Source organism: Arcicella sp. GW821-FHT09D11 (assembly GCF_059416265.1).
Genome location: NZ_JBWKOV010000005.1, coordinates 374913 through 397170, shown reverse-complemented (window position 1 = coordinate 397170; position 22258 = coordinate 374913). Strand labels below are relative to the sequence as shown.

19 protein-coding genes are annotated in these 22258 nt (G+C 35.4%); 6 read left to right on the top strand and 13 right to left on the bottom strand.

All coding sequences use genetic code 11. The features are described from left to right. Positions 1–42 precede the first annotated feature (42 nt). Positions 43–1659, bottom strand: a complete 1617-nt coding sequence (locus AC07N0_RS17005) for a carboxylesterase/lipase family protein (protein ID WP_494590121.1) — start codon at positions 1657–1659, stop codon at positions 43–45. Between the two features lie 182 nt (positions 1660–1841). Here AC07N0_RS17005 and AC07N0_RS17000 point away from each other — a divergent pair, with 182 nt between their 5' ends. Then, positions 1842–2756, top strand: a complete 915-nt coding sequence (locus AC07N0_RS17000; protein ID WP_494590120.1) for a helix-turn-helix domain-containing protein — start codon at positions 1842–1844, stop codon at positions 2754–2756. Positions 2757–2778: 22 nt separating this feature from the next. After that, complete coding sequence (locus AC07N0_RS16995; protein ID WP_494590119.1) at positions 2779–3633, top strand: aldo/keto reductase; 855 nt, start codon at positions 2779–2781, stop codon at positions 3631–3633. A 146-nt stretch (positions 3634–3779) separates the two neighbouring features. Here the strand turns inward: AC07N0_RS16995 and AC07N0_RS16990 are convergent, their stop codons facing one another. Continuing rightward, positions 3780–4700 (bottom strand): hypothetical protein, encoded by a 921-nt coding sequence (locus tag AC07N0_RS16990; RefSeq protein ID WP_494590118.1) that lies wholly within the window; start codon positions 4698–4700, stop codon positions 3780–3782. Positions 4701–5048: 348 nt separating this feature from the next. On the opposite strand from AC07N0_RS16990, the gene AC07N0_RS16985 reads away from it, so the two are divergent. Further along, complete coding sequence (locus AC07N0_RS16985; RefSeq protein WP_494590117.1) at positions 5049–5828, top strand: phytanoyl-CoA dioxygenase family protein; 780 nt, start codon at positions 5049–5051, stop codon at positions 5826–5828. Between the two features lie 208 nt (positions 5829–6036). Here AC07N0_RS16985 and arr read toward each other — a convergent pair whose 3' ends face one another. From arr to dnaK, 5 genes are all read right to left on the bottom strand, one after another. Beyond that, a complete protein-coding gene (arr, locus tag AC07N0_RS16980; protein WP_494590116.1) occupies positions 6037–6477 on the bottom strand; it encodes an NAD(+)--rifampin ADP-ribosyltransferase in 441 nt (146 codons plus the stop codon). 79 nt (positions 6478–6556) lie between these two features. Continuing rightward, positions 6557–6808, bottom strand: coding sequence for an FUSC family protein (locus tag AC07N0_RS16975; protein WP_494590115.1), 252 nt, complete (start codon positions 6806–6808; stop codon positions 6557–6559). An 8-nt stretch (positions 6809–6816) separates the two neighbouring features. Continuing rightward, entirely contained in the window at positions 6817–7536 is a 720-nt protein-coding gene (locus tag AC07N0_RS16970) for a DUF3667 domain-containing protein (protein WP_494590114.1), read from the bottom strand. A gap of 675 nt (positions 7537–8211) precedes the next feature. Further along, positions 8212–9702, bottom strand: coding sequence for a hypothetical protein (locus AC07N0_RS16965; protein ID WP_494590113.1), 1491 nt, complete (start codon positions 9700–9702; stop codon positions 8212–8214). Positions 9703–9967: 265 nt separating this feature from the next. Next, a complete protein-coding gene (gene dnaK / locus AC07N0_RS16960; protein WP_494590112.1) occupies positions 9968–11875 on the bottom strand; it encodes a molecular chaperone DnaK in 1908 nt (635 codons plus the stop codon). A 624-nt stretch (positions 11876–12499) separates the two neighbouring features. Here dnaK and AC07N0_RS16955 point away from each other — a divergent pair. After that, positions 12500–13417, top strand: a complete 918-nt coding sequence (locus AC07N0_RS16955) for a D-2-hydroxyacid dehydrogenase (RefSeq protein ID WP_494590111.1) — start codon at positions 12500–12502, stop codon at positions 13415–13417. Positions 13418–13427: 10 nt separating this feature from the next. Here AC07N0_RS16955 and AC07N0_RS16950 read toward each other — a convergent pair whose 3' ends face one another. The 3 genes from AC07N0_RS16950 to AC07N0_RS16940 form a co-directional block, all read right to left on the bottom strand. Continuing rightward, entirely contained in the window at positions 13428–13982 is a 555-nt protein-coding gene (locus tag AC07N0_RS16950) for a hypothetical protein (protein ID WP_492799512.1), read from the bottom strand. A 31-nt stretch (positions 13983–14013) separates the two neighbouring features. After that, positions 14014–14919 (bottom strand): universal stress protein, encoded by a 906-nt coding sequence (locus AC07N0_RS16945; RefSeq protein ID WP_492799511.1) that lies wholly within the window; start codon positions 14917–14919, stop codon positions 14014–14016. A 77-nt stretch (positions 14920–14996) separates the two neighbouring features. Further along, positions 14997–15938, bottom strand: coding sequence for a universal stress protein (locus AC07N0_RS16940; protein ID WP_494590110.1), 942 nt, complete (start codon positions 15936–15938; stop codon positions 14997–14999). 484 nt (positions 15939–16422) lie between these two features. On the opposite strand from AC07N0_RS16940, the gene AC07N0_RS16935 reads away from it, so the two are divergent. Together AC07N0_RS16935 and AC07N0_RS16930 are read left to right on the top strand one after the other, a co-directional pair. Then, on the top strand, positions 16423–16773 hold the full coding sequence (locus AC07N0_RS16935; protein ID WP_494590109.1) for a hypothetical protein: 351 nt from the start codon (positions 16423–16425) through the stop codon (positions 16771–16773). Positions 16774–16912: 139 nt separating this feature from the next. Continuing rightward, positions 16913–18199, top strand: coding sequence for a hypothetical protein (locus AC07N0_RS16930; protein WP_494590108.1), 1287 nt, complete (start codon positions 16913–16915; stop codon positions 18197–18199). A 132-nt stretch (positions 18200–18331) separates the two neighbouring features. Here the strand turns inward: AC07N0_RS16930 and AC07N0_RS16925 are convergent, their stop codons facing one another. From AC07N0_RS16925 to AC07N0_RS16915, 3 genes are all read right to left on the bottom strand, one after another. Then, a complete protein-coding gene (locus AC07N0_RS16925) occupies positions 18332–19210 on the bottom strand; it encodes an Rpn family recombination-promoting nuclease/putative transposase (RefSeq protein WP_494590107.1) in 879 nt (292 codons plus the stop codon). Positions 19211–19253: 43 nt separating this feature from the next. Continuing rightward, on the bottom strand, positions 19254–20285 hold the full coding sequence (locus tag AC07N0_RS16920; RefSeq protein WP_494590106.1) for a sialidase family protein: 1032 nt from the start codon (positions 20283–20285) through the stop codon (positions 19254–19256). 278 nt (positions 20286–20563) lie between these two features. After that, entirely contained in the window at positions 20564–22060 is a 1497-nt protein-coding gene (locus AC07N0_RS16915; protein ID WP_494590105.1) for an alpha-L-fucosidase, read from the bottom strand. Positions 22061–22258 lie beyond the last annotated feature (198 nt).

Below are 22258 nucleotides of genomic sequence, written 5' to 3'. Positions count from 1 at the left end.
AAGTATGTTGTTTAATGTTATTGATAAAAGATACTACTGATGTTAATGTAAATTGCCTGACGTAACAGCCTTTTCAATTACATCAAGTCTTGCTTTTTTAGGGTCAGGTTTTCCTACTGCTTTTCCATCAGGTTGAAAATCAATCAATTTATTGCTTTTTACATTATATATGGGCCATTCTGGGAGTCCTATTCCATTTGGATTACCTGTTTTTGCAAAATTTGCCCAATAGATATTCATCATTTTAGCAACTGCTTCATCTTCAGGCATTGTTTTGGGATTACCCCAACGGGCATTTAAGTTATTAAACACATAGGCAATTTCAGATGCATGTGGTGCTCCATATCTTGCACGCGCTTTCATGGCTTCTGGCACATAAGAGAACAAATAAATATACGCACTGTTGGCTTTTTTAGTAACTGCATTCGCTGTAAAACGAGCTGGTTCTGCCCAAACTTTGTCTGTATTTACCATCGTGAGCATTTCTGCGAGAGTTCTGGTAGTATCTGGAGCAAATACTTTTTGTGCCTCTTCTTTCATGTTACCAAATAAAGAAAAAAGCTCTTCTTTATTTAGGGCATTGACAAACCCTGCGGGTACTTCGGCACTATTTGAGCCAATAATGATTGGTACATTGTTTTGTCTGCCTGCCTTATAAGCACTCTCTGCTGTTTCTATCACAAGTTTTCCATCAAGAATTGGTCCCGAATAAATAGGCGTATTTCCTACGGTTTCTTCACCACTATCGATAATATCAGCTACAGGAAGCTCACGTAGTTTGGCAAGTGCGGCTGCATCTGTACCTTCGATGCCATGTTTTTTGGCGAAATTCAATCCAATTGTTTCGGCAGAAATAGGATAATATTTATCAGCATTTTCTTGATTGATAGGTCTGCCAGTCAATACACCATCACGCCCACCACCCGATTCAATAATTGCTTTATGGAATAAGCCTTTCGCAGATGGGATAGTAAGTAATGATTGTACAGAAACACCCCCTGCTGACTCCCCAAAAATAGTCACGTTTTTAGGGTCTCCACCAAATGCAGCAATATTTTCTTTTACCCATCTGAGCGCTGCTATTTGATCCATGTAGGCATAGTTCCCTTTGGGTTCATTTGGGAATTCTTTACTCAAAGCAGGATGAGCAAAGAAACCCATTCTACCCAGTCGATAGTTAAAAGTGATTAAAATAACACCTTGTTTGGCAAAAGAAATACCTGAGTTTTCAGGACTTGAACCGCTACCAAACACAAAAGCACCGCCGTGAATCCAAACCATTACGGGCAGTTTGTCATTATTTTTAACTTCTGCGGGTTTCCATATATTCAACGACAAGCAGTCTTCGGCTGAATTAGGCGATATTTTTTGTCTTCCTGCCTGAGAAAAACCAGCCTGTCCACAGTCTTTACAAAACTGAGTAGCATCACGTTCTCCTTCCCACGGCTTCACTGCTTGGGGTGGTCTCCAGCGATATTCGCCTACGGGCGGAGCAGCATAAGGAATTCCTTTAAAGATAGCAACATCTCTCTCCGTTACTCCGCGTACTATTCCTGATGCGGTACGAACTTTTGGAGCATTACTATCAGCATGCTGTGCTTTCAAAGAATACGTAATTATTAGTAAAAGAAAGATTAAGACTTCAGTCGATTTTTTCATAGTTGCTGTAAAGGTTTCAAATTTGACTTCGTAATGTGAAGATTACCGATTACAAAGTTCATCTTATTTTGATAGATGAATAGTATAAAAAACACTGCTTTTTCTACCATTTTCACTGATTGAAATTCGTGCTTTGATATAGTTATGATAGAATTACTACTTTTGTTTCAAACAAGACGAACATGGAAATTTTATATCCGATAAATAATATCAGTAATTACAATGCTGATAATAATCATAAGACACTTCACCCTTTAGTAAGTGTCATCGACTTTTCAAAAGCTGATGAAAGAAATTGGGGTACTGAGGCTAAAACCATTAAGTTTCAGTATGGGATGTACTGTATTTATCTGAAAGATGTAAAATGTGGCGATATACGTTATGGGCGTGATTATTACGATTATCAGGCAGGTACATTGGTGTTTTTTGCTCCAGGACAAGTGATGGAAGTAGATAATCATGGAATAGCTTATCAGCCTGTAGGGTATGGATTGATTTTTCATCCTGACCTAATCCATGGAACTATTCTTTCAAAGACAATCAATGATTATAACTTTTTTAGTTATAAAACAAACGAGGCATTACACATATCCGAGGATGAACGGCAGTTGGTGTTAGACCTTTTTACAAAAATTGAATCAGAACTTAAACAGCCAGTTGATAAGCATAGCAAGAAGCTTATTGCATCCACGCTTGAATTGTTCCTTAATTATTGTGACCGTTTTTATGACCGTCAATTCATCACACGCGATAACGTTAATAGAGGGATTCTCTTAAAATTTGAAGACCTGTTGAATAACTATTTTTTATCAGAAAAACCTCAAAGTATTGGGTTACCTTCTGTCGCTTATTTTGCAGACCAACTTCATTTATCCGCCAATTATTTTGGCGATTTATTTAAAAAAGAAACAGGCAAATCAGCCAAGGAATACATTCAAGAAAAGATTATAGACATAGCCAAAGACAAGGTTGTTGAAAAAGATAAAACAGTCAATGAAATTGCCTATGAATTAGGCTTTAAATATCCGCAACACTTTACGAGACTCTTTAAACAACGGGTGGGGTGTACGCCAAATGAGTATAAAAATTTAAACTAACAAATTTCTATTTCTTAACAGTATGCAAACTGTAAAACTAAACAACGGCATCGAAATGCCCATTTTAGGCTTTGGCGTTTTTCAAATTCCAGATGCTAATGAATGTGAAAAATCGGTAATTGATGCCATAGAAACAGGCTACCGCCTTATTGATACTGCTGCCTCTTATATGAATGAGCAAGCTGTAGGGAAGGCTATCAAAAATAGTGGCGTAGCGAGAGAAGAACTATTTATTACTACGAAACTTTGGGTACAAGACACAGGATATGAAAATACGAAAAAAGCATTTCAAAAATCTTTGGAACGCTTGCAATTGGATTATTTAGATTTATACCTGATTCATCAGCCCTATGGCGACATATTTGGTTCTTGGCGAGCGATGGAAGAACTTTACGAGGCTGGAAAAGTAAGGGCTATTGGCGTTTCTAATTTTCAACCAGATCGTGTGATGGATTTATTGATGTTCGGAGCAAAAACGCCTCCTGCAGTAAATCAGGTTGAAACACACCCATTCTGCCAGCAAATTGAAAATCAAGCTTTTCTTCAACAAAATAATATTCAAATCGAATCATGGGGACCATTTGCAGAAGGGAAAAACAACATTTTTCAAAATGAATTGCTTCTTTCGATAGCAAATAAGTATCATAAAAGCGTGGCTCAAATCATCCTAAGGTGGCTTACACAACGAGGAGTAGTAGTTATTCCAAAATCTGTGCGTAAAGAAAGAATGGCTCAGAACTTTGATATTTTTGATTTTGAATTGGAGGGAGCAGAAATGGAAAATATTAAAAAATTAGATACAAAAACCAGTCTATTTTTTGACCACCGAAACCCTGAAATCATTCAATGGATGGGAAGTAGGAAATTGGATATTTGAGGGAAAAGAAGGTTAGCGAAAAATCCTTTCTTCTTATTGGTATAATTGTCAAAAGATTATAATACAAACCTCCCATTTTACTTTCATTTAGTAAAATGGGAGGTTTGTATTATAATAGAGGTATTTTTACATGAGGAGGAGTGATATTAATAAGAAAAATATGTATTGATAAACCAATCTCTTTGTTGTTTATATTCTTCAGAATTTTCATATCCCTCATCCCTTTGATTTGCCAATACGAGTGTTTTGACCGTTCTGCCTAAATGAGTATTTTTTAGTTTTTCTATCTGTTGTTCAGTTAATTTAAGTTCTATTAAACTTAGCACTTCTAATTCTGGGAAGTTTTTCGATTCCATGAATTTCTCAATAACTTCAAACGTTAAAACTGAGTCTTCTGTAGATTGATGAAATGCTATATTAATATCTTGATAGCTAAAATGTTTTAATTTGGGGAAACAATTAGCCCCTGAAAGTCTTTCAAGAAAGTTATTATTGTCATAGCCTGCTCGCACTTCTAATGCTTCAATAGGATGAAATTCCCTTTGGAAGAAATTTTCATTAGGTGCAGATACTAAATTTAAAGTTCTTAACTGTGGCATTGAATCTAAAATTTTTCCACCGAGCCCACCTTCATCGAACCCTCCATCCATCGAAGCAATTAAAGAACCATCTTTTGAATAATGTTGTGTATAAAAAAAGTCTAAGTTCGGAAATGAATTGTATGATAATAATTCAACAAAATAAAGCTCGACAGTCCCATTTGCATGCCCGCCTTTATGAAAAAAACGTAGCTTTTTAATGATTTGTGTATATTCGGAGGTAGCAATTATTTTAAGAATAGTAGCAGCATCGTCAGCATCATTCACATAGATATGTAATTGTATGAAGTTTTCATTGGCAGGTTTTATTTCGACAAAATATCCAGCACAACCTGTTGAAAAACTTGCTAAGTCTTTTAGAAATTCATCTTTTTGTAGGTCTATATACTCTTCTTCATCTTTTTTTATTGCTGAAATTCTTTGAGCGTAGAAGGCATTTTCAATGTCAATAAATAGTTGTGAAATCATATTTCATGATTGTTTAATGGGTTGAAGAAATACTGAATGTTTGAAATTATTACTGATGTTTTATCCTATAAAATAAAAATCAATCATTTTGTTTTTTACTATTCTTAAAACTATGTAATTATTCTAATATGTCCAATCCATCTAATGGACTTTTATTTGATTAAAAGGTTAATTCCTTCAACACAAATTCTTTTCAAATTTGTCGATTGTTTTTATATTTGTTGTATGAGGATGACCGTAATGCTTTAATATTCTTTTCCCGCTTTGTTTCAAAGGCAATGCACTAAATATTTGATAGTGCTAGGCTTTTTATTGTTCAATGATTATAAATAAAAGCAAAAGAATATTATGGCAACCGTATTAAATAAAAATGAAATAGAACAATTTATTTCAGAAGGTTTCATTCGAATTGATAATGCATTTTCTTCAGAAACTGCGAAAGAAGTAGTAGATATTTTATGGAAGGACATCCCTTTTGAACGTTCTAATCCCCAAACTTGGACACAACCCGTAGTTCGTCTAGGAATGTATTCCCAACAGCCCTTTATAGATTCTGTTAATACCCCAACATTGCAAAGCATTTTTAATCAATTGGTTGGTGTAGACAAATGGATTCCCTGTCAGAGTGTAGGCACATTTCCAGTCAGATTCCCCTGTGAGAAACAACCAAATGACACAGGTAAACACGTTGATGCAAGCTTTCCGGGCAATGACCCAGCCAATTATTTTGAGTGGCGTGTCAACGTCAAATCAAAAGGCAGAGCCTTATTGATGTTGGTTTTGTATTCGGATGTCAGTAAAAATGAAGCGCCGACTATCATTTACAAAAAGTCACATATCGACGTGGCAAAGTTGTTATCTCAAAAAGGAGAGTCAGGACTTTCTTTTATGGAACTGGCAGGCAAATTAGATGAATTGCCTAAAAGAGAAGAAGCTTTTGCTGTAGGAAAGGCTGGTACAGTTTATTTATGCCATCCGTTTTTGGTGCATTCAGCACAAGCCCATAATGGCAAGACACCTAAATTTATGGCTCAACCTCCTTTATTGTTGCGAAATGAATTAACGATTGCAGGTTCAGATATGCGCTATACCCCCGTTGAAGAAGCCATTCGTTTAGCGTTTGATTAGGTAAGTAATATTTATTAAGTCTAGAGGTTGCGATTTGACGACCTCTGGATTTATACTAAAGACTCTGTTACCTGCTAAAAACTAGCAAATATTATTAAGACTTCGTTTTTCTACATTTAATTAAAAAGAACGGCTGACTTTCATTAATTGCTAAGATTTCAAATAATCCAGCCTTGTAACTTGAATAGAGCGTAAAAACATTATTTGGTTAATTGATAATCACTGCATTCGGATTTGCTTCGATGTTTGCCAACCTTTCACGCCATTGAGCGAGTTCCTCAGGTGTTAGTCTTACCCAATCTGTTACTTCACCAATGACTTTCAATGGTGCTTGGCTGCGATATGAGCGAGTAGGATTACCCGGAAATTTTTTGTCGGTAACATTTGGGTCATTTTCAAAACTTCCTATTGGTTCAACGATATAAACACGTTCAGAACCATCACCTTTGGCTAAGGTTGCAGCAAGCCCCGCTCCATTCACTAAAGCTGTAAAATAAATATGATTCATGATGATTTCGGGTTTATAATTCGACCTAAACCCTGCTGTCAGCAAATCGCCAATTTGCAAATCCGCTTTCGTTCCGTGATAAAAGGGACCATTGTCTAGAACTTCCGTCTTATCAAGTATGCTTGTTTTAATTTCTATCATTTTTGCGTTTTGAGGGACGTTTTAGAATGACTATTAACGAATATATAACCACCATACGGTGTTAGTAGTTAGTAGGGATTTATTTCAAGTTTCGCTCTTTTAAAAGATTTTCTAATTCTTTATTGTCATATTTGGAGTTATTAGCCAGTTTATACGCAAAAAACAAAGGGATTAATATGAAAAATCCTAAACCGTTTTTCGCAATGCTGTAAAATACAATTCCTATTAGCAATCCAATTAATAGCGCATTAATGATAGCAGTTGATTTCACTTTTTTTGCTACTTGCAATAATTCCTCATCTGTTAATTCTGTTAGTTCTTTTTGTTTCATTTCGGTTATTATATTTTTTTAGTTATCAAATCAATAGTTATCCCTATTAGTATTGCTAGGATTTGAAATGAGCCAACCCCTAACAAATAGGCAAAAAGAGCCTTTGAGTAATTTTTGAAGCCTCCACCAAAAAACTGTCCAATAGCCCAAGACAGATATATCAATATAATACTAAAAATGACTGTATCAAGAATAGCGTTTGTAACAAATTTGCCAACAATGGGGTGTACCGAAAGCCATAACATACCTTCGCCCATGATAAAACACAGCAAAACGCCAATTTCATAAATATTGTACGCATACTTTTTGAAAAAAATCCTTGTCCAGAACACAATGAATATTAACATCAAGATATTGGCATATCCATAATTGTTTTGAATCCAAAGCATAACGTTATTTACACTTGAAGCTCCATATTGTTTTTGAAGTTGTTCTTCACTGAGTACATCAATCTCTAAATAGCTCGTAATCAAGCTATAAATCACTGAACATAGAAACAAAAAAGTGACAGGTTTGGTACAAGCATTTCTATCAGTACTGAGATAATGGTGAATTAGTTTGCTAGGCCGTAGCAACAATTCACGAACAGTAAACAAAAAGCCTTTCTCATAGCCAATCAGGTTTAGAAATTCCTCTGCGGCATATTTTCTATCAACTCTTTTCAATAAAGGTTCTTGTTCGTTGGTATTGATAGCCTGACTAGGATAGTCTAAATGTTCATTCTTCATGCTCACCTAATGATAGTTTTTAAAAATTTGTACATAGCAACTTACGATATTGTTGATAAAAATACAAATGCTTTTGTGGAGAAAATTCGCATGAAGGATTGAGAGATTTGGACTGTGGTTTATAAAACTATGGTTATTGTAGTCTAGCAACTTATATGCGGACTAACTAGTATTAAATCCCAAAGGGATGTTATGATTATAGCAATCCCAGATAAAGCCAAGTATATAAACTCCGAAGGAGTGACAGATTTTTCCTACTATTGTATCACCCCTTCGGGGTTAGGTAGGTATTGGAAATTATCTTTTCTATAATCATAATATCCCTTCGGGATTGAGATACTTTAATTATACTACACTCTCGTTTGACGTAGTTTTTCACTATGTCAGTGCGTATTGCAATATTACATCGTCATTTTATGTTTTTTCAATTTACGTACTTTGCGTGCCATTAGACGTTGCGGACTGGGAGTCGCCTTTTAAGAATGCCTGACACTCTGACGTAGTAAAAATACGCCAAACGAGAGTGATTTTTAGCGGACTAGAAGTCCTTTTTATCAATAGTTCGAGATACCCTTCGGAACATCTCGAACAGCAGAATTCTAAGAACGCCTCACACTCTGACGTAGTAAAAAAGTACCCCGAGCAAGGGATAATTCTTCTGAATAGCCTAATTTTTTAATTGAAAATCAAAACTAGGTTTTCGAAATTTTTTATTGATTTATGTACTTTTTGATAATCTATTTGAATATTTATTTTGCCATGAATTATATCGTTTCTAGACTCTCTTATTTTTGTAATGATACTTTTCAGTTGATTATATTTTATTTGAAAAGGCTTTATTTCATGACATTTTTTTAACATTTGATATGTAGAAGGCGGAAATGTTTTAATAATATTTTTTGAAACAGCTTTGTTAAAATCAATTTCCGAGATATATTCATTTAAATAAAATTCAGTATATAATGGAATCCCATTCATAAAGTTATCAACTTCTTCTTTTGTTAATTTAGTTAATAGCCTTTCAGGAATTTTGGTATTCAATAGATTTTCAAGGGCACTGTTAATAGAAATGATTGATTCTCTATATTTATTTAATAGCAAAAAATCCCTCGCATCGCAGTATAATAATCGCCACAATTCAATATCATTTTGCTTGAGGTTTTCAATTAACTTTTGTTTTTGTTTATTATCAATATAACTTGATTGAGATATCCTTTTATATTGTCCAAGAGGGCTATGAATTATTGATTTTATTTTAATATCACCTGCTAAAATATCACAAGTGAAGTTGTAAAGCATTTTATAAGAAAGGTTATTTAGCCAATACTTATCAGTAGTAATTCTATATCTTTCTATAAAATAATTCATTATATCAACAGACTCTAAAATTAAAGAGTATGATTTATTATCATTCAAAAGATCATTTGAAACCACTCTAATTGTTGGATTTATATATTTCCCTATTTTTAATTTAACTTTAGTTTTATTTGCTATTCCAAATTTATCTTCAATTCCTTCTATTTGATGTTCCCCTACAGGTTTCCATGGACAGCTATCATTTGGAATTATTTCTGTATTTATATGACAGTCTATTCCCTTGTATTGAAATGAAAATTCTTCATTCTCCATAACAAATATTGGGAATGGAATCTCAAATTCAATCAAAGTTTTAACTTTATTCTCTTTAATAGCTTTAAGAATTAAAGAATCTTCTGTGATTTGATCTAAAAGAGATTTTATATTTATCCTTCCAATATTTTTTTGTAATTCATCAATTAGGTTTTCGGCTTGCTTTAATTCTTCTTGAGAATTGTTAATTAGGCTTAACATTAGTTTATGCCTTGCAATCATTCGTTTAGTGTTATAGATATTGTTTTCGCTATCTAAATCTGAAGGGTTAAATCTACCTAAAATTTCTAAAGACTTATTTAAATGAAAAACAGATTTCTCATAGTTATTTGCTGTGAAATATATACCACCTAAATTTCTATTTGGTAAATATGTAGTAGATTGATATTTTAATTTGTAATTATCAGGAAGTTTTTTATAAATCTCTAAGTATTCAATTAATTTGTTTTCAAGCGTAGTGTTATTTTTATTTTTTTCAAATATGTCTATTTCATTTTGAATTTCGATTAATTTTTTTAGTTTTTTATTTACATCCATATTTAATTATGTTGATTAGAGTTAAATAAAATATAATGGTGAGGTTAGAATGCATAAGGTAGCGTTCAAGTATGTCATTAGCAAGTATACAACGACAATATAACCAACTATTTGAAAAAAACTTCTATTCAATTTATCCTAATCTAAGACAAATAACCAAAAAAAAGTACCACAAAACCCAATCAAAATACGATTAAAGATTTTATGGTACTCTTAAATATTTCAGCCTAAAGCCTAAAGCCTACCGCTTACAGCCTAAAGCTACTTATTTCACTTCCTCAAAAGGAACATCTTCTGCTGATGAGTTTCCAGCTCCTGAGTCAGCAGTTTGACCTGCGTCTCCTGTTGGTTGAGCTCCCTCTGGGCTACCTTGTGCATACATTTCTTGCGAAGCTGCTGCCCAAGCGTTGTTCAATTTTTCAAGTGATGAATCGATAGACGCTACATCACGTGAACCGTGTGCTGTTCTTAATTCTCCTAAAGCATCTTCAATCGCTGATTTATTACCTGCTGATAATTTATCACCGTACTCTTTCAATTGTTTTTCTGTTTGGAAAATCAATGAATCAGCTTGGTTGATTTTTTCAATTTTTTCACGCTCAGCTTTATCTTCTGCTTCGTTAGCTTTTGCTTCCTGACGCATTTTTTCGATTTCAGCATCAGTTAAACCGCTTGATGCTTCGATACGGATATTGCTTTCTTTGCCTGTTCCTTTGTCTTTTGCAGATACGTGAAGGATACCGTTGGCATCAATATCAAACGTAACTTCTACCTGAGGAACGCCACGTGGTGCTGGTGGAATACCGTCTAAGTGGAAACGTCCTAACGAACGGTTCTGAGTAGCTAACGGGCGTTCTCCTTGCAATACGTTCAACTCTACTGAAGGTTGGTTGTCTGAAGCTGTCGAGAATGTTTCAGATTTCTTAGTAGGAATTGTAGTGTTGGCTTCGATTAATTTAGTGAACACGCCACCCATTGTTTCGATACCTAACGACAAAGGAATAACGTCTAATAATAATACGTCTTTTACTTCACCTGTCAATACACCACCCTGAACTGCTGCACCAATTGCTACGGCTTCATCTGGGTTAACACCTTTAGATGGTTTTTTACCGAAGAATTTCTCAACTTCTTCTACTACTCTTGGAATACGTGTTGAACCACCTACCAAGATTACTTCGTCGATATCAGCGTTTGAAAAGCTTGAGTTTTTCATCGCACGCTTACATGGCTCAAGCATTCTTTGGATTAAAGAATCTGCCAATTGCTCAAATTTAGCACGTGATAATGTACGTACTAAGTGTTTAGGCATACCGTCCACAGGGAAGATATATGGCAAGTTGATTTCAGTAGATGCACTAGATGATAATTCTACTTTAGCTTTTTCAGCTGCTTCTTTCAAACGTTGAAGTGCCATTGCATCTTTACGCAAATCAACACCTTCGTCGTTCTTAAATTCGTTTGCCAACCATTCGATAATTACTTGGTCGAAGTCGTCACCACCTAAGTGTGTATCACCGTCAGTAGATTTTACTTCAAATACGCCATCACCTAATTCTAATACTGATATATCGAAAGTACCACCGCCCAAATCGAATACAGCGATTTTCATATCTTTACCGCCTTTGTCAAGACCGTAAGCTAAGGCTGCTGCCGTTGGCTCGTTGATGATACGTTTAACTTCTAAACCTGCAATTTGTCCAGCTTCTTTAGTTGCCTGACGTTCTGCATCATTAAAATAAGCAGGTACTGTAATTACTGCTTCTGTAACTGTCTGCCCTAAATAATCTTCGGCAGTTTGTTTCATTTTAGTCAGAATCTGAGCAGAAATTTCTTGAGGTGTGTACAAACGGTCACCGATGCGTACACGTGGAGTATCGTTTGAACCTTGTTCTACAGTGTATGCAATCGTTTTTAATTCACTACCAACTTCTGAATAACGTTTACCCATGAAACGTTTGATAGAAGAAACTGTGTTTTTAGGATTAGTGATAGCCTGACGTTTGGCAGCGTCTCCGACTTTACGTTCACCGTTACCATTATCTAAGAAGGCAACGATTGAAGGTGTAGTGCGACGACCTTCTGAGTTAGCGATTACGACTGGCTCGTTACCTTCCATTACAGCTACGCAAGAGTTGGTTGTTCCTAAGTCAATACCGATAATTTTTCCCATTGTTAATATTAATTAAGTATATGAATAAGATTTTTATTTTTACTATAAAGAGGCTTACAAGAATGTTTGCCTATTTTTGTTACTCTAAATATGTTTTGCGCTATTCAATCATTACATAAACAGATAGAGATTTCCTTACTTTCAACAATCTTGATGCCAGTACTTTTTTAACCCTTTTTTTGTGCCATAATGGCAGGACACCCTTTTTGATTTGCCATACTAGCAGTTTTTCCAAAAAAAACTGACAGAATACCATAAAATAACAAAGCCATACACAATGACCATTATTTAACGTTTTATTTCTAGCGAGGGACTTAAGTCCTATTGATTACCCACATATTTTAAAAAAATTGACATGAAGATGTAATTATTGATAAAATTGGCTCAAATAGCCTTTCAAACCAAGCGTTGAAGACCTTATCCCTAGCGAGGGACTTAAGTCCCTCGCTAGGGATAAAAGCATATTATTAAATCAATGCCAACAAAATAACTTCGTAAGATTTGACAACTTTTGAAAGTTGTCAAATCTCGCTGAACAAAATTAGTATTTAAAAAACTGTTCCAGAGAATAGTTAAGACGATTCCCACCACATACGAGATTTTCTTAAAAACAATCAATTCAACATGAAAATATATATTCATACCAAATTTGAAGAAAACGAAGCTTTGCTTATCAAAGAGCAATTATCAGACAAATATAAAATTATCATAGGTGAGGAGGTTCCCGCTGAAAAAAGAGAGGAGGAATTTCTGAGTGCTAGTATTTGTTTTGGCAATGTGCCGCTGGCGTGGGCTCAGAAAGCAACTCGTTTGAAATGGTTACAACTGCATTCTGCGGGACTAGACCCTTATCAGCAATTAACTGGCCATACCTTTAAAATAACTAACCTGAAAGGCTTCTTTGGGCAGTCGGTAGCAGAAACGGCGGTAGCTGGTATTTTGGCGATGTACCGTGGTGTCAACCATTTAACCCAACTGCAAATGCAGACGAAGTGGGTCGGGACGCCTTTGCGTTCTACCTTACATCTATTGAATAATGCCAAAGTATTAGTACTTGGGGCAGGGGCAATCGGACTAAAAGTAAGAGATTTACTGACAGGTTTCAATTGTAAAACCACCGTGTTGGATTCTAAAACGATTACACAATTAGAAGAACATTTGCCCACGACTGATATTGTAGTAGCCACTTTGCCCGAAACGCCCGAAACCATTGGTTTATTTAACAAAGAGCGTTTGCACCTACTAAAATGCACTGCTTTGTTTGTAAATGTAGGCAGGGGTTCGGCAGTGGATGAGCAAGCTTTGATAGAAATGTTATTGAATAATCAGCTCTACGGAGCTGTGTTGGATGTAACAGCTACAGAGCCACTTCCAGATGGCCACCTACTTTGGCAAATGCCGAATGTGTTATTAACCCAGCATACCTCTGGCGGATGGGCGAATGAAAATATTGACAAGATTAAGTTCTTTATCGAGAACTTAACAAGATTTGAAAGTGGCGAAGCCTTGGTAAATGTAGCGAATCTGGCACGAGGCTATTGATATACTACAGTTACTTAATATTAGTAGAAGTATTGGGAGAATAATCAAAAAAAAGTGTCCCAATTCTTCTTTCTATATTTTTGATAGGAGCCGCCACTACCCAAATCTTATTAGTTTTTTGTAAAACAACGATGGAATCTTGTACAAACAACGGCGAGGCATACAATGCCAACGCCGAAGTGTTTTCATTGTTTTTATTGCTAGCCACCAGAATTTTCCCTTCAGTATCCACGATGTTGATATTAGAGAAATGATTCATTTGAACGATATTTCCGACAAAGCCATTAATCCTTTTTAAGTCCTTTTTCATCAGATTGGTTTGGATAGACCAAAGCAAGGGCTTACAAAGCGTTTTTAATATTTGCTGTTCTTTCTGATTAATGTCTTTGTTAGTATCAAACACCAATATCTCCTGAGCTACTTGGTTTTGGTAATCTTTCCAATAATAAATGCTGATAGTACTTACCAAAGCAATTATGGTGGTGGAAAACCAAAACCAAGCCCAAGAGTACCCGTGAGGGGAATTTGTAATGACTTTTTGATGAAAGTCCTGAGTTGCTTGCATGAGATTGTTTTCAAAGAGGTATTACAAAAATCTAACTACTACTCACGGTTTCATCAGTTAATGTTTTTTCAGCTTTCACAGGTTCCTCTTGTGGTCTGACAGACAACACTGGAATTTTGGCATGATTCAACACCTGTTGCGCAAAAGGGCCAACGAAATAATCTTCAATTGAATAGCTAAAATCGGCTGTAATAATGAGCAAATCGATATCTAATTCATCTGATTTTCGCAAGGCCGCATGGGCTACGGAATCAGTATAAGTAAAGATAGAATAGCCTTTGATATTATCTTCAACCAGTTTTTCATTCAAGGCCTTCAACTCTTGGTCTAAATAATTAGATTTCTTAGCGGTGTCGTCGTCCAGTAAAGCTAAAATAATGAGTTCAGACTGATATTTTGAAATAATTTTTCTAGCGAATTCATATTTATGCAAGGCATTCGGGATGGTTCTTACAGGGAACAACACTTTCTCGAAATTCTTCCATTTCTTCTCATTCGGTATCGTAAGGACAGGGCAAGAGGCTTTTTTGCTTACATCAAAAGCATTTGTACCCATAAAAAACGATTTAAAGCCCGAAATACCATGTGTGCCCATTACAATCATATCTACAGCATGGTATTCAGCGATTTTAATAATCTCGCTTACTACACTCCCCACAATACACAACGGAATCACCGTGATGGGGTGTTTTGCTGTAACAGACTCCGCCAATTTAGCTAGTTTTCTGTTTTCTCTTTGGATAACGTTTTCTCTAGTCAAATCCAGCTCTACACCATGTTCGGAAATAGTTAAATACGTATCAGGATCAATGATGTGTAGTAGATGGATAGTCGATTCATAAGCTTGACTCATGTGAACAGCATAATCTAAGGCATTTAACGATAGTTGGCTGTAATCAATAGGTACTAGGATTTTTTTGATTGTTAGATTTTCCATGATTTAAAAAAATAAGTGGTGAAAAAATAAACCCATTAATTGAATAATTTGACGATATGGTTCTTGTGTTTGTTTTGTTAAATTATCCCTAACATTTGCACAGGGTAGGGGTATTCGCTGTTTTCTTCATTTTCATTGACCGACTTTACCACAAAGGCATCGGCAGGTTTGGGTCTGATAGATAAAACTGGTACTCTGGCATAATGGACTATCTGTTGAACAAAAGGACCAACGTAATAATCCTGGATGTGGTGGTCTATCGATGCGGTAATAATCAGTAAGTCAGCCATAAAATCGGTGGTTTTTTCAAGCACTTTCGCTGCTACTGAATCACAGTAATAAAAACCAGTTTGTGATTTTAAGTTATCTTCCTTTAATTTTTTATCAAGTTTAGAAGTTTCCTGACTTAACATTTCAAAACTTGCTTTCTCGCCATCTTCCAAAAGTCCTACTACTACCAACTCTGCATCATTTTCTCTTAAAAAATTTCGTGCCATGCTATATTTTTGGATGGCTCCCTCTACGGGTCTGATGGGATAAACGATGGTTTTAAAGGCTTCAAACTGACGATGAGATGGTACTATCAATACGGGGCAATAGGCATTTTTTAAAACATTGAAGGCATTTGAGCCCATCATGAATTCTTTAGTGCCTGATACACCGTGTTTCCCCATTACAATCAAATCGGCATAAAAATCAACAGTGGCTCTTACTATTTCTGGACAAACCCATCCCGTTCTGATAATGGCTCGGCAATCGATAAACGCTTCATTAGTAATTTTATCAGCAAGTTTTCTAAGATTGGTTTGATGAGTATCAAGAAGTGTTTGTAAGCTTGAATCACTAATCATGGTATTGTCGTCCTTATTACTAACCAAGGGGCTAATATTGACTACATGCAGTAAAATCAATTGTGCATGCTGACGTTTGGCCATTCTAATAGCGGTATGAAGCGCATTCATTGAAGATTCACTAAAGTCAATTGGAACAAGTATTTTCTGAACTGCTTGTGTATCCATAATATATGAGTTTTAGGTTGAAAAATCATCAAAACAGCGGTAACGAACGGTTTGATGATTCAAAATTGAAACTCATAACTTAACCATAGCTTAATCTAATATTAGAATTTACTTAGAAAATACTGCGAGTTAAGTTAATGACCACTTGGAAAAATGTAACATTTGCTAGGTTTAAATGCTTGTTATTTTATTGATAAGTTGTGATTAGTAAATAGTGATTGGTGAATAGTCTGCCGTTACGGTTGTATTTCAAATAATTAGTTATCAGTTGTTTACAATAAATGAAAGCGTTGATTAAATTATATTGATGACCCACTATTGATAATTGTCATCTAATTAACTGTTTTTATTTCAACTTTATTATTTTTTGAGATAAGATTAAACCTTTGTAGAATCAGATAGTCGAAATGATAAAATAGGATAAAGTAGATTATTATTTTATAATGCGCGTCGCACAAACGTCATGTTACTAAAAAGATTCATATTGTCATTATTACTGTTCAGTAGTGTATGGTTAATCTTAGCAAAGATGCCTACCCACCACCACAGCTTGGCATTGAAATCTGCAAAAAGTAATCATGTGGCTGGTGCAAGTCGTTTACAAACTCAAAATACTTTATTTAAATCAATTCCTTATGATGGTTTAGAGGATGGAGATAAAGTTTCTCAAGACCACACAAATCATCTTGATAGCGGTTTGCTTTGGAGTAGAACTGATAAATTATTATTGTTTGTTCAAAATAAAGCTACTTTAACATCCGTTTTAGATGTAAACAATCACAAATTCCCTCATTTATTTATTCTCTTTCATTCTTGGAAATACTTGTCCTTTTAAATTAAAATTTAACACTCTTTTTTCTGTAAGACATCCCTGAATCAGCCGTATTTCATACGTTTGTGATGATGCGTTTTCTCAGGGTTGGGAAAAGAGTTCTCAGTTTCAATTTAAAGCAAATATTTTAATCACTGAAGAAATGAAAACTAACATGATTGTTGAGGGCACTGCCACAAAAAGAATCACAAAAACTAGCTGGATTCTTTCTACAATTTTATTGATGACTACTTTACTTTTTGTAAACATCAACGCTTTTAGCCAAACCAACCAATTGGAAACAGATAAGGGATTGCAAAATTCAATAGCATCCTATAATGCAGATGTTCGTCAGGCTATTTTATTAGTTAGCCAATATCCACAAACGCTTACGCAATTACAGCAAGAGAAAAATCAAACACAGGGTGCTTTTCAAGCCCTTATTGGGGATTTTAGCCAGAAAAAACAAGGTTGGTTCTATGAATTAACCCGTTTCCCTGAATTGACCCACACGTTGGCAACATTGCCATCAGGACAAAGTCAGGATGATATTAAAAAACTGTTGCCCAACAATGATGAAAACCTACAAACAGCCGCTTGGCGTTTGTATCGTCACCATCATGATGATCTAGTTCAAGCTGATAATCTGAACCAACAAGCACAAAATAGTTTTGCCAAAGCCATTCAACCTTTGGATGTGCCAACACAAGATGCTTTTAAAAAATTGGCGCAGTATCCAGACGTATTGTTATTATTGACAGATAATATTGACTTGACTACTAGACTAGGACAGCAATATATTGCTGACAAGGATGGTTTAACTACACAATTAGCTAGCTGGCACGATAGTTTAATGATACAAAATCAGGCACAGATAGCGGCCTATAAAAAAGAGTTGGGCAACAGTCCACAAGCCCAACAAGAGTTGAATCAGGCTGCTAAAGATTTTGCTAAAACCAACGGTTATATTTTGCCAAACGGACAAGTCGCTTACGGCAATAACTATAATTATGGTTATGCCAATCCTTATTCATATTGGTTTGGTTATCCTTATTGGTACAGTTCACCACTTTGGTATCCTAGTGCTTATTGGGGCAGTTTCGGCTTGTCTTACGGTTTTGGTGGTTTTGGCTTTAGTGCTTTTCCTGCCTACGGTTTTTCAAATTGGTTTTATAACGGAGGATATTATATGAACTATCCTTATTTGTATAATCATTTTAGCAATTATTATCGTTCTATGGCGATTAATCGCCCACATTATAATAATGGTATGATGGCTGGTAATCGTAGTAACTATTACCGCTCATACAATGGCAATAATGGGGGATACAACCGTGGAGGTGCAAGCTACAGACCAAACTATGGCGGAAATGGCGGTTTCCAAAATAGAGGTTTTAGCGGGGGAGGAGTGAGAAGCTTCGGAGGCGGAGGCGGTGGAAGACGCCGTTAATCGCAAAAGGGTGGTGCAGAGTTTCGCATCACCTTTTTTGTTTTTAGGCACTATTTTACTTTTAATACAATGTGTTTGATGTTCTTGCGGTTGGCAGTATAGGTAATATGAAATCTTTATTGAAGAAATATCCTATAAGTTCTCAATTTCTTCAATAGATAAGTTGGTTACTTTAGCAATTTGTTCGATGCTTAGAATGCCTAACGCTTTTAGATTCTTAGCAGTATCTTTTTTTAGCTGTTCAGTTTTTAGCTGTTCCTCTTCTTTCCCTTTTTGATAACCCTCTATTCTGGCAGTATCCAATAAACTGATTGCTAAGCGGTCGTTTTCTAAATGTTTATAGTAATCTCTCTGTTCAGTTTCATTGAGTGATTGGATACGAAGAAATTCAGTCACTTCTCTTAGACCTTTCGCTTTTGCTCCTTGAGGTACTTCATTATTTTTTAAATAATATATCCACTCGTCTAAATTATCATTTGCTACATTATCAAAATTGTTGATTTTCAAAACATAGTACTCAGGGAATAATTGAAAAATTTCAATTTTATCAAATAGTTCTTTTTGCTTTTCTGAAAGTCCTAATGTATCGCCTTGATGAATACCTACAAATTGTGTTTTACCATGATAAACATAATCTTTGCCTTGTCCTAAATCAAAATAGACTATATTAACTGAATACACTTTTTTGATTTTGCTATAAGGTTCTCCTAAGTTCAAATACTCTGAAGTTACTTTAGAAACACCATAAAGCATACGTTGAAAATAATCTAGTTGTTTGCTGTTTTGTACTTCAATTATAATTAATTCTTGTGCTTCATTTAATGCTAAAATATCTACTTTATTGAATTTGTCCTCTTGTGATTCTTGATTTGATTCACTTTCAAGAATTTGTTCAATAGAGATAGTATCGTTAAGTAAGACTGATAAAAGTCCTTCCAATATTACAAAGTTTGATTTTTGTCGAAGTAGGCGTTTCATAGCCCAGTCGAAACGAATAAGAGTATCTTTCATAAAAACTTTATTTTCACAAAGATAGTTTCTTTTAAAATACAATCTACTTCACTTTCAATACAATATGTTTGATGTTCTTGCGGTTGGCAGTGTAGGTAATATGCACCAATCCGTCGCTACTTTGAATAATGGCAGGATAACTAAATTCTCCTTCTTTGTGGTCTTCCAAGGTATAGACATCTTGCCAGTCTGTACCATTTTTTGAAACTGCTACATTGAGTTTATACCGACCATTGAACCAATTTGCTCCTTTTTTTAAAGGATTATACACTAGTACTTGCAAACCATTTTTTAGCGTTGTGGCATCTGTGCCAGAGTTAGGATTAGGGATTGTCGTCAAACTAAGGCGTGACCATGTTTTGCCGTTATCCTCCGACCACGTTTGAACCACTGCATTTTGGCGAGAACGACAAAGCAATTGGAGTCTGTTGCCTGAATATTGTAAAATGCTTGGTTGAATTACCCCAAATGTATCGCAATCAATGCTAATTTTCTGGAACTTACTAGCATACTTATCCGACTTTTCAAGATGGATATTCCATACTTTTTCATCAAGACTTTCAGTACTTGATGGATATAGAATTTCGCCATTGGCTAATTGAAAAGGTTTGTTTTTAATAGGCCCTAGCATTCCGTCGGCTAGTTTTTCGGGTTTACTCCAATGTTTTCCATCATCATCAGAAGACATTTTCATTCCCCACCATTCGCGTGGATTTTTACCGACTTTATAAAAAAGCAAGAGTTTACCAGCTTTTGTTTTGAACAAAACAGGATTCCAACATGGAAACCTGAGGGTATCATTGACAACGCCATCTACGAGCATCTTGGGTTGTTTCCACTGTCCTTTTTCATTCACAGCTATCCAAATACCAACATCTGGGCTACTTTCGTACTTACCACCAAACCACGATGCCATAAAGGTATTGTTCGATAATTCAACAATCGTAGAGGCATGACAAGCAGGCGTAGGGGGCGTGTTAAATACAAACTCACTTTTTATCAATTCGGCTTTGAAAGCTGATTGAGCGAAAATATTGAAGGATATAAAAAGTAAAAATATAAAAAGGTATTTCATGGGTTTAGTATTGAATTAAAATCTGTAAAAAGACCTTTTCTTTCTATTAGTTGGTGAGTTAAGTCACCAACTAATAGAAAGAGTTAGCAGAAGCGTGAATTTAAAACCGTGATTTATGAGCCACATAATGCGGTTTAGTTTACATTGCTAAGCTCCTTACCTACTTATCTTATTCCTAGCGAGGGACTTAAGTCCCTCGCTAGGAATAAGTACTTGTTTTTAATTTTTTTTAATAATATATGATTTAAGACAATCTCGCCTAAAGCCTATAGCTAAAATCAATAAACACCAATATTCGAAATCACAGGGCAAGCCTTGGCATCTTTGATATTGATTCTTACTTTGCTAGTTTCCACGCCATCCAGCTTCAATATTCTTTTATAGCCAATCGTAGTAGCCGACGCTACCTCTTTCCATGCGTTATCTTTCCAAACCTCCACATTAAAGCTTTTTACTCTTTGTCCTAATTTGATGTATTCTTGCAAAAGCACATACTTTACAGGCTTACTAGCCCCTAAATTAATTTCAAGGCTTCCTGATTTTTGTTCATCATTGGTTGTCCAATAGGTTTCCTTGTTGCCGTCAGTTACGTTTTTAGCCTTAAACGTTACATCATTTCCGCGAACCTCACTAGCTTTTACAGAGGCGTTAAGTGCCAAATTAGTTTTAAATTCCTTATCCAAAATTGCCTTGAAACCCTTCAATGACTTTACATCATTTTCATGAAAAAGCCCACGACGGTCAGGAGGAATGTTCAATAATAGGTTTGAACCTCTGCCTACTGAACTCAAATAAATTTCAAATAATCTTTCTGGCGATTTTACCTCAGCATCTTCTTTGGCATGATAAAACCACCCTGGACGAATAGACACATCTATTTCGCTCGGAATCCAAGCTGTTCCGTTTTCAGAACCCGTATTCAATAAGTGTTCGATACCACCTTTGCCAGCATACAAAGTATCAGGCGTAATATTATTCCAATTGGTTTCGCCAGCGATACCTCTTTCATTACCACACCAACGTACTTCTGGACCAGCATCACTGAAAAAGATAACATCAGGTTGCATTTTTCTCACCATCGGAATGGTCGTTTTCCAGTCGTAATATGTTTTAGCATCAATTTTACGCTTCTCGTTTGCACCACCATAATACCCCGTTCCGCCATTAGCACCGTCGAACCAAAGTTCAAAAACAGGTTTGTATGTACTAAACAATTCCTTTAATTGATTTCTGTAATAAGTAATGTATTCAGGCTTGCCATAGTCGGCATGATTTCTATCCCATGGCGATAAGTAAACGCCAAATTTCACCCCAAATTTCTTACAAGCCTCTGCCGTTTCTTTGACAACATCGCCTTTCCCATCTTTATAAGGACTGTTTTTAATAGAATGCTCCGTGAATTTACTTGGCCATAGCGTAAATCCATCATGGTGCTTGCAAGTAAGAATTGCACCTTTAAAGCCAGTAGCTTTCAAGGTACTAATCCACTGGTTAGCATCCAGTGCCGTAGGGTTAAAAATAGCGGGACTTTCATCACCATTTCCCCACTCCAAATCTGTAAAAGTGTTGGTCGTAAAATGGATAAAAGCATTAGTCTCCATTTCCTGATAAGCCAATTGCTCTTTCGTAGGAATCGGATATACAGGTTTTGGCGCAGTAACAACTTTTTTACTTATCTTTTTTACAATCGGCTCATGCATTTTGGATAACGTTTCAGCATGATTGAGTTGAGAAAAAAGCAAAAAAGGAATGGATAATAATAGCGTGTTTTTCATGAAATTATTAAAGTATGTTTAAATTTTGAAAAGATTTATTACTCAAAATTTTATGCTATTTACGCGTCAGCATTTAGTGAAATTCCACTGTTTGAGCGATAGCGAGTTTGGAATTTCTTGACTTTCTTTTGTTACTTTTCTTGTGTCAAGACAAGAAAAGTAAGGTCTTGCGAAAGGAAATATTGTTTTTGAGATATA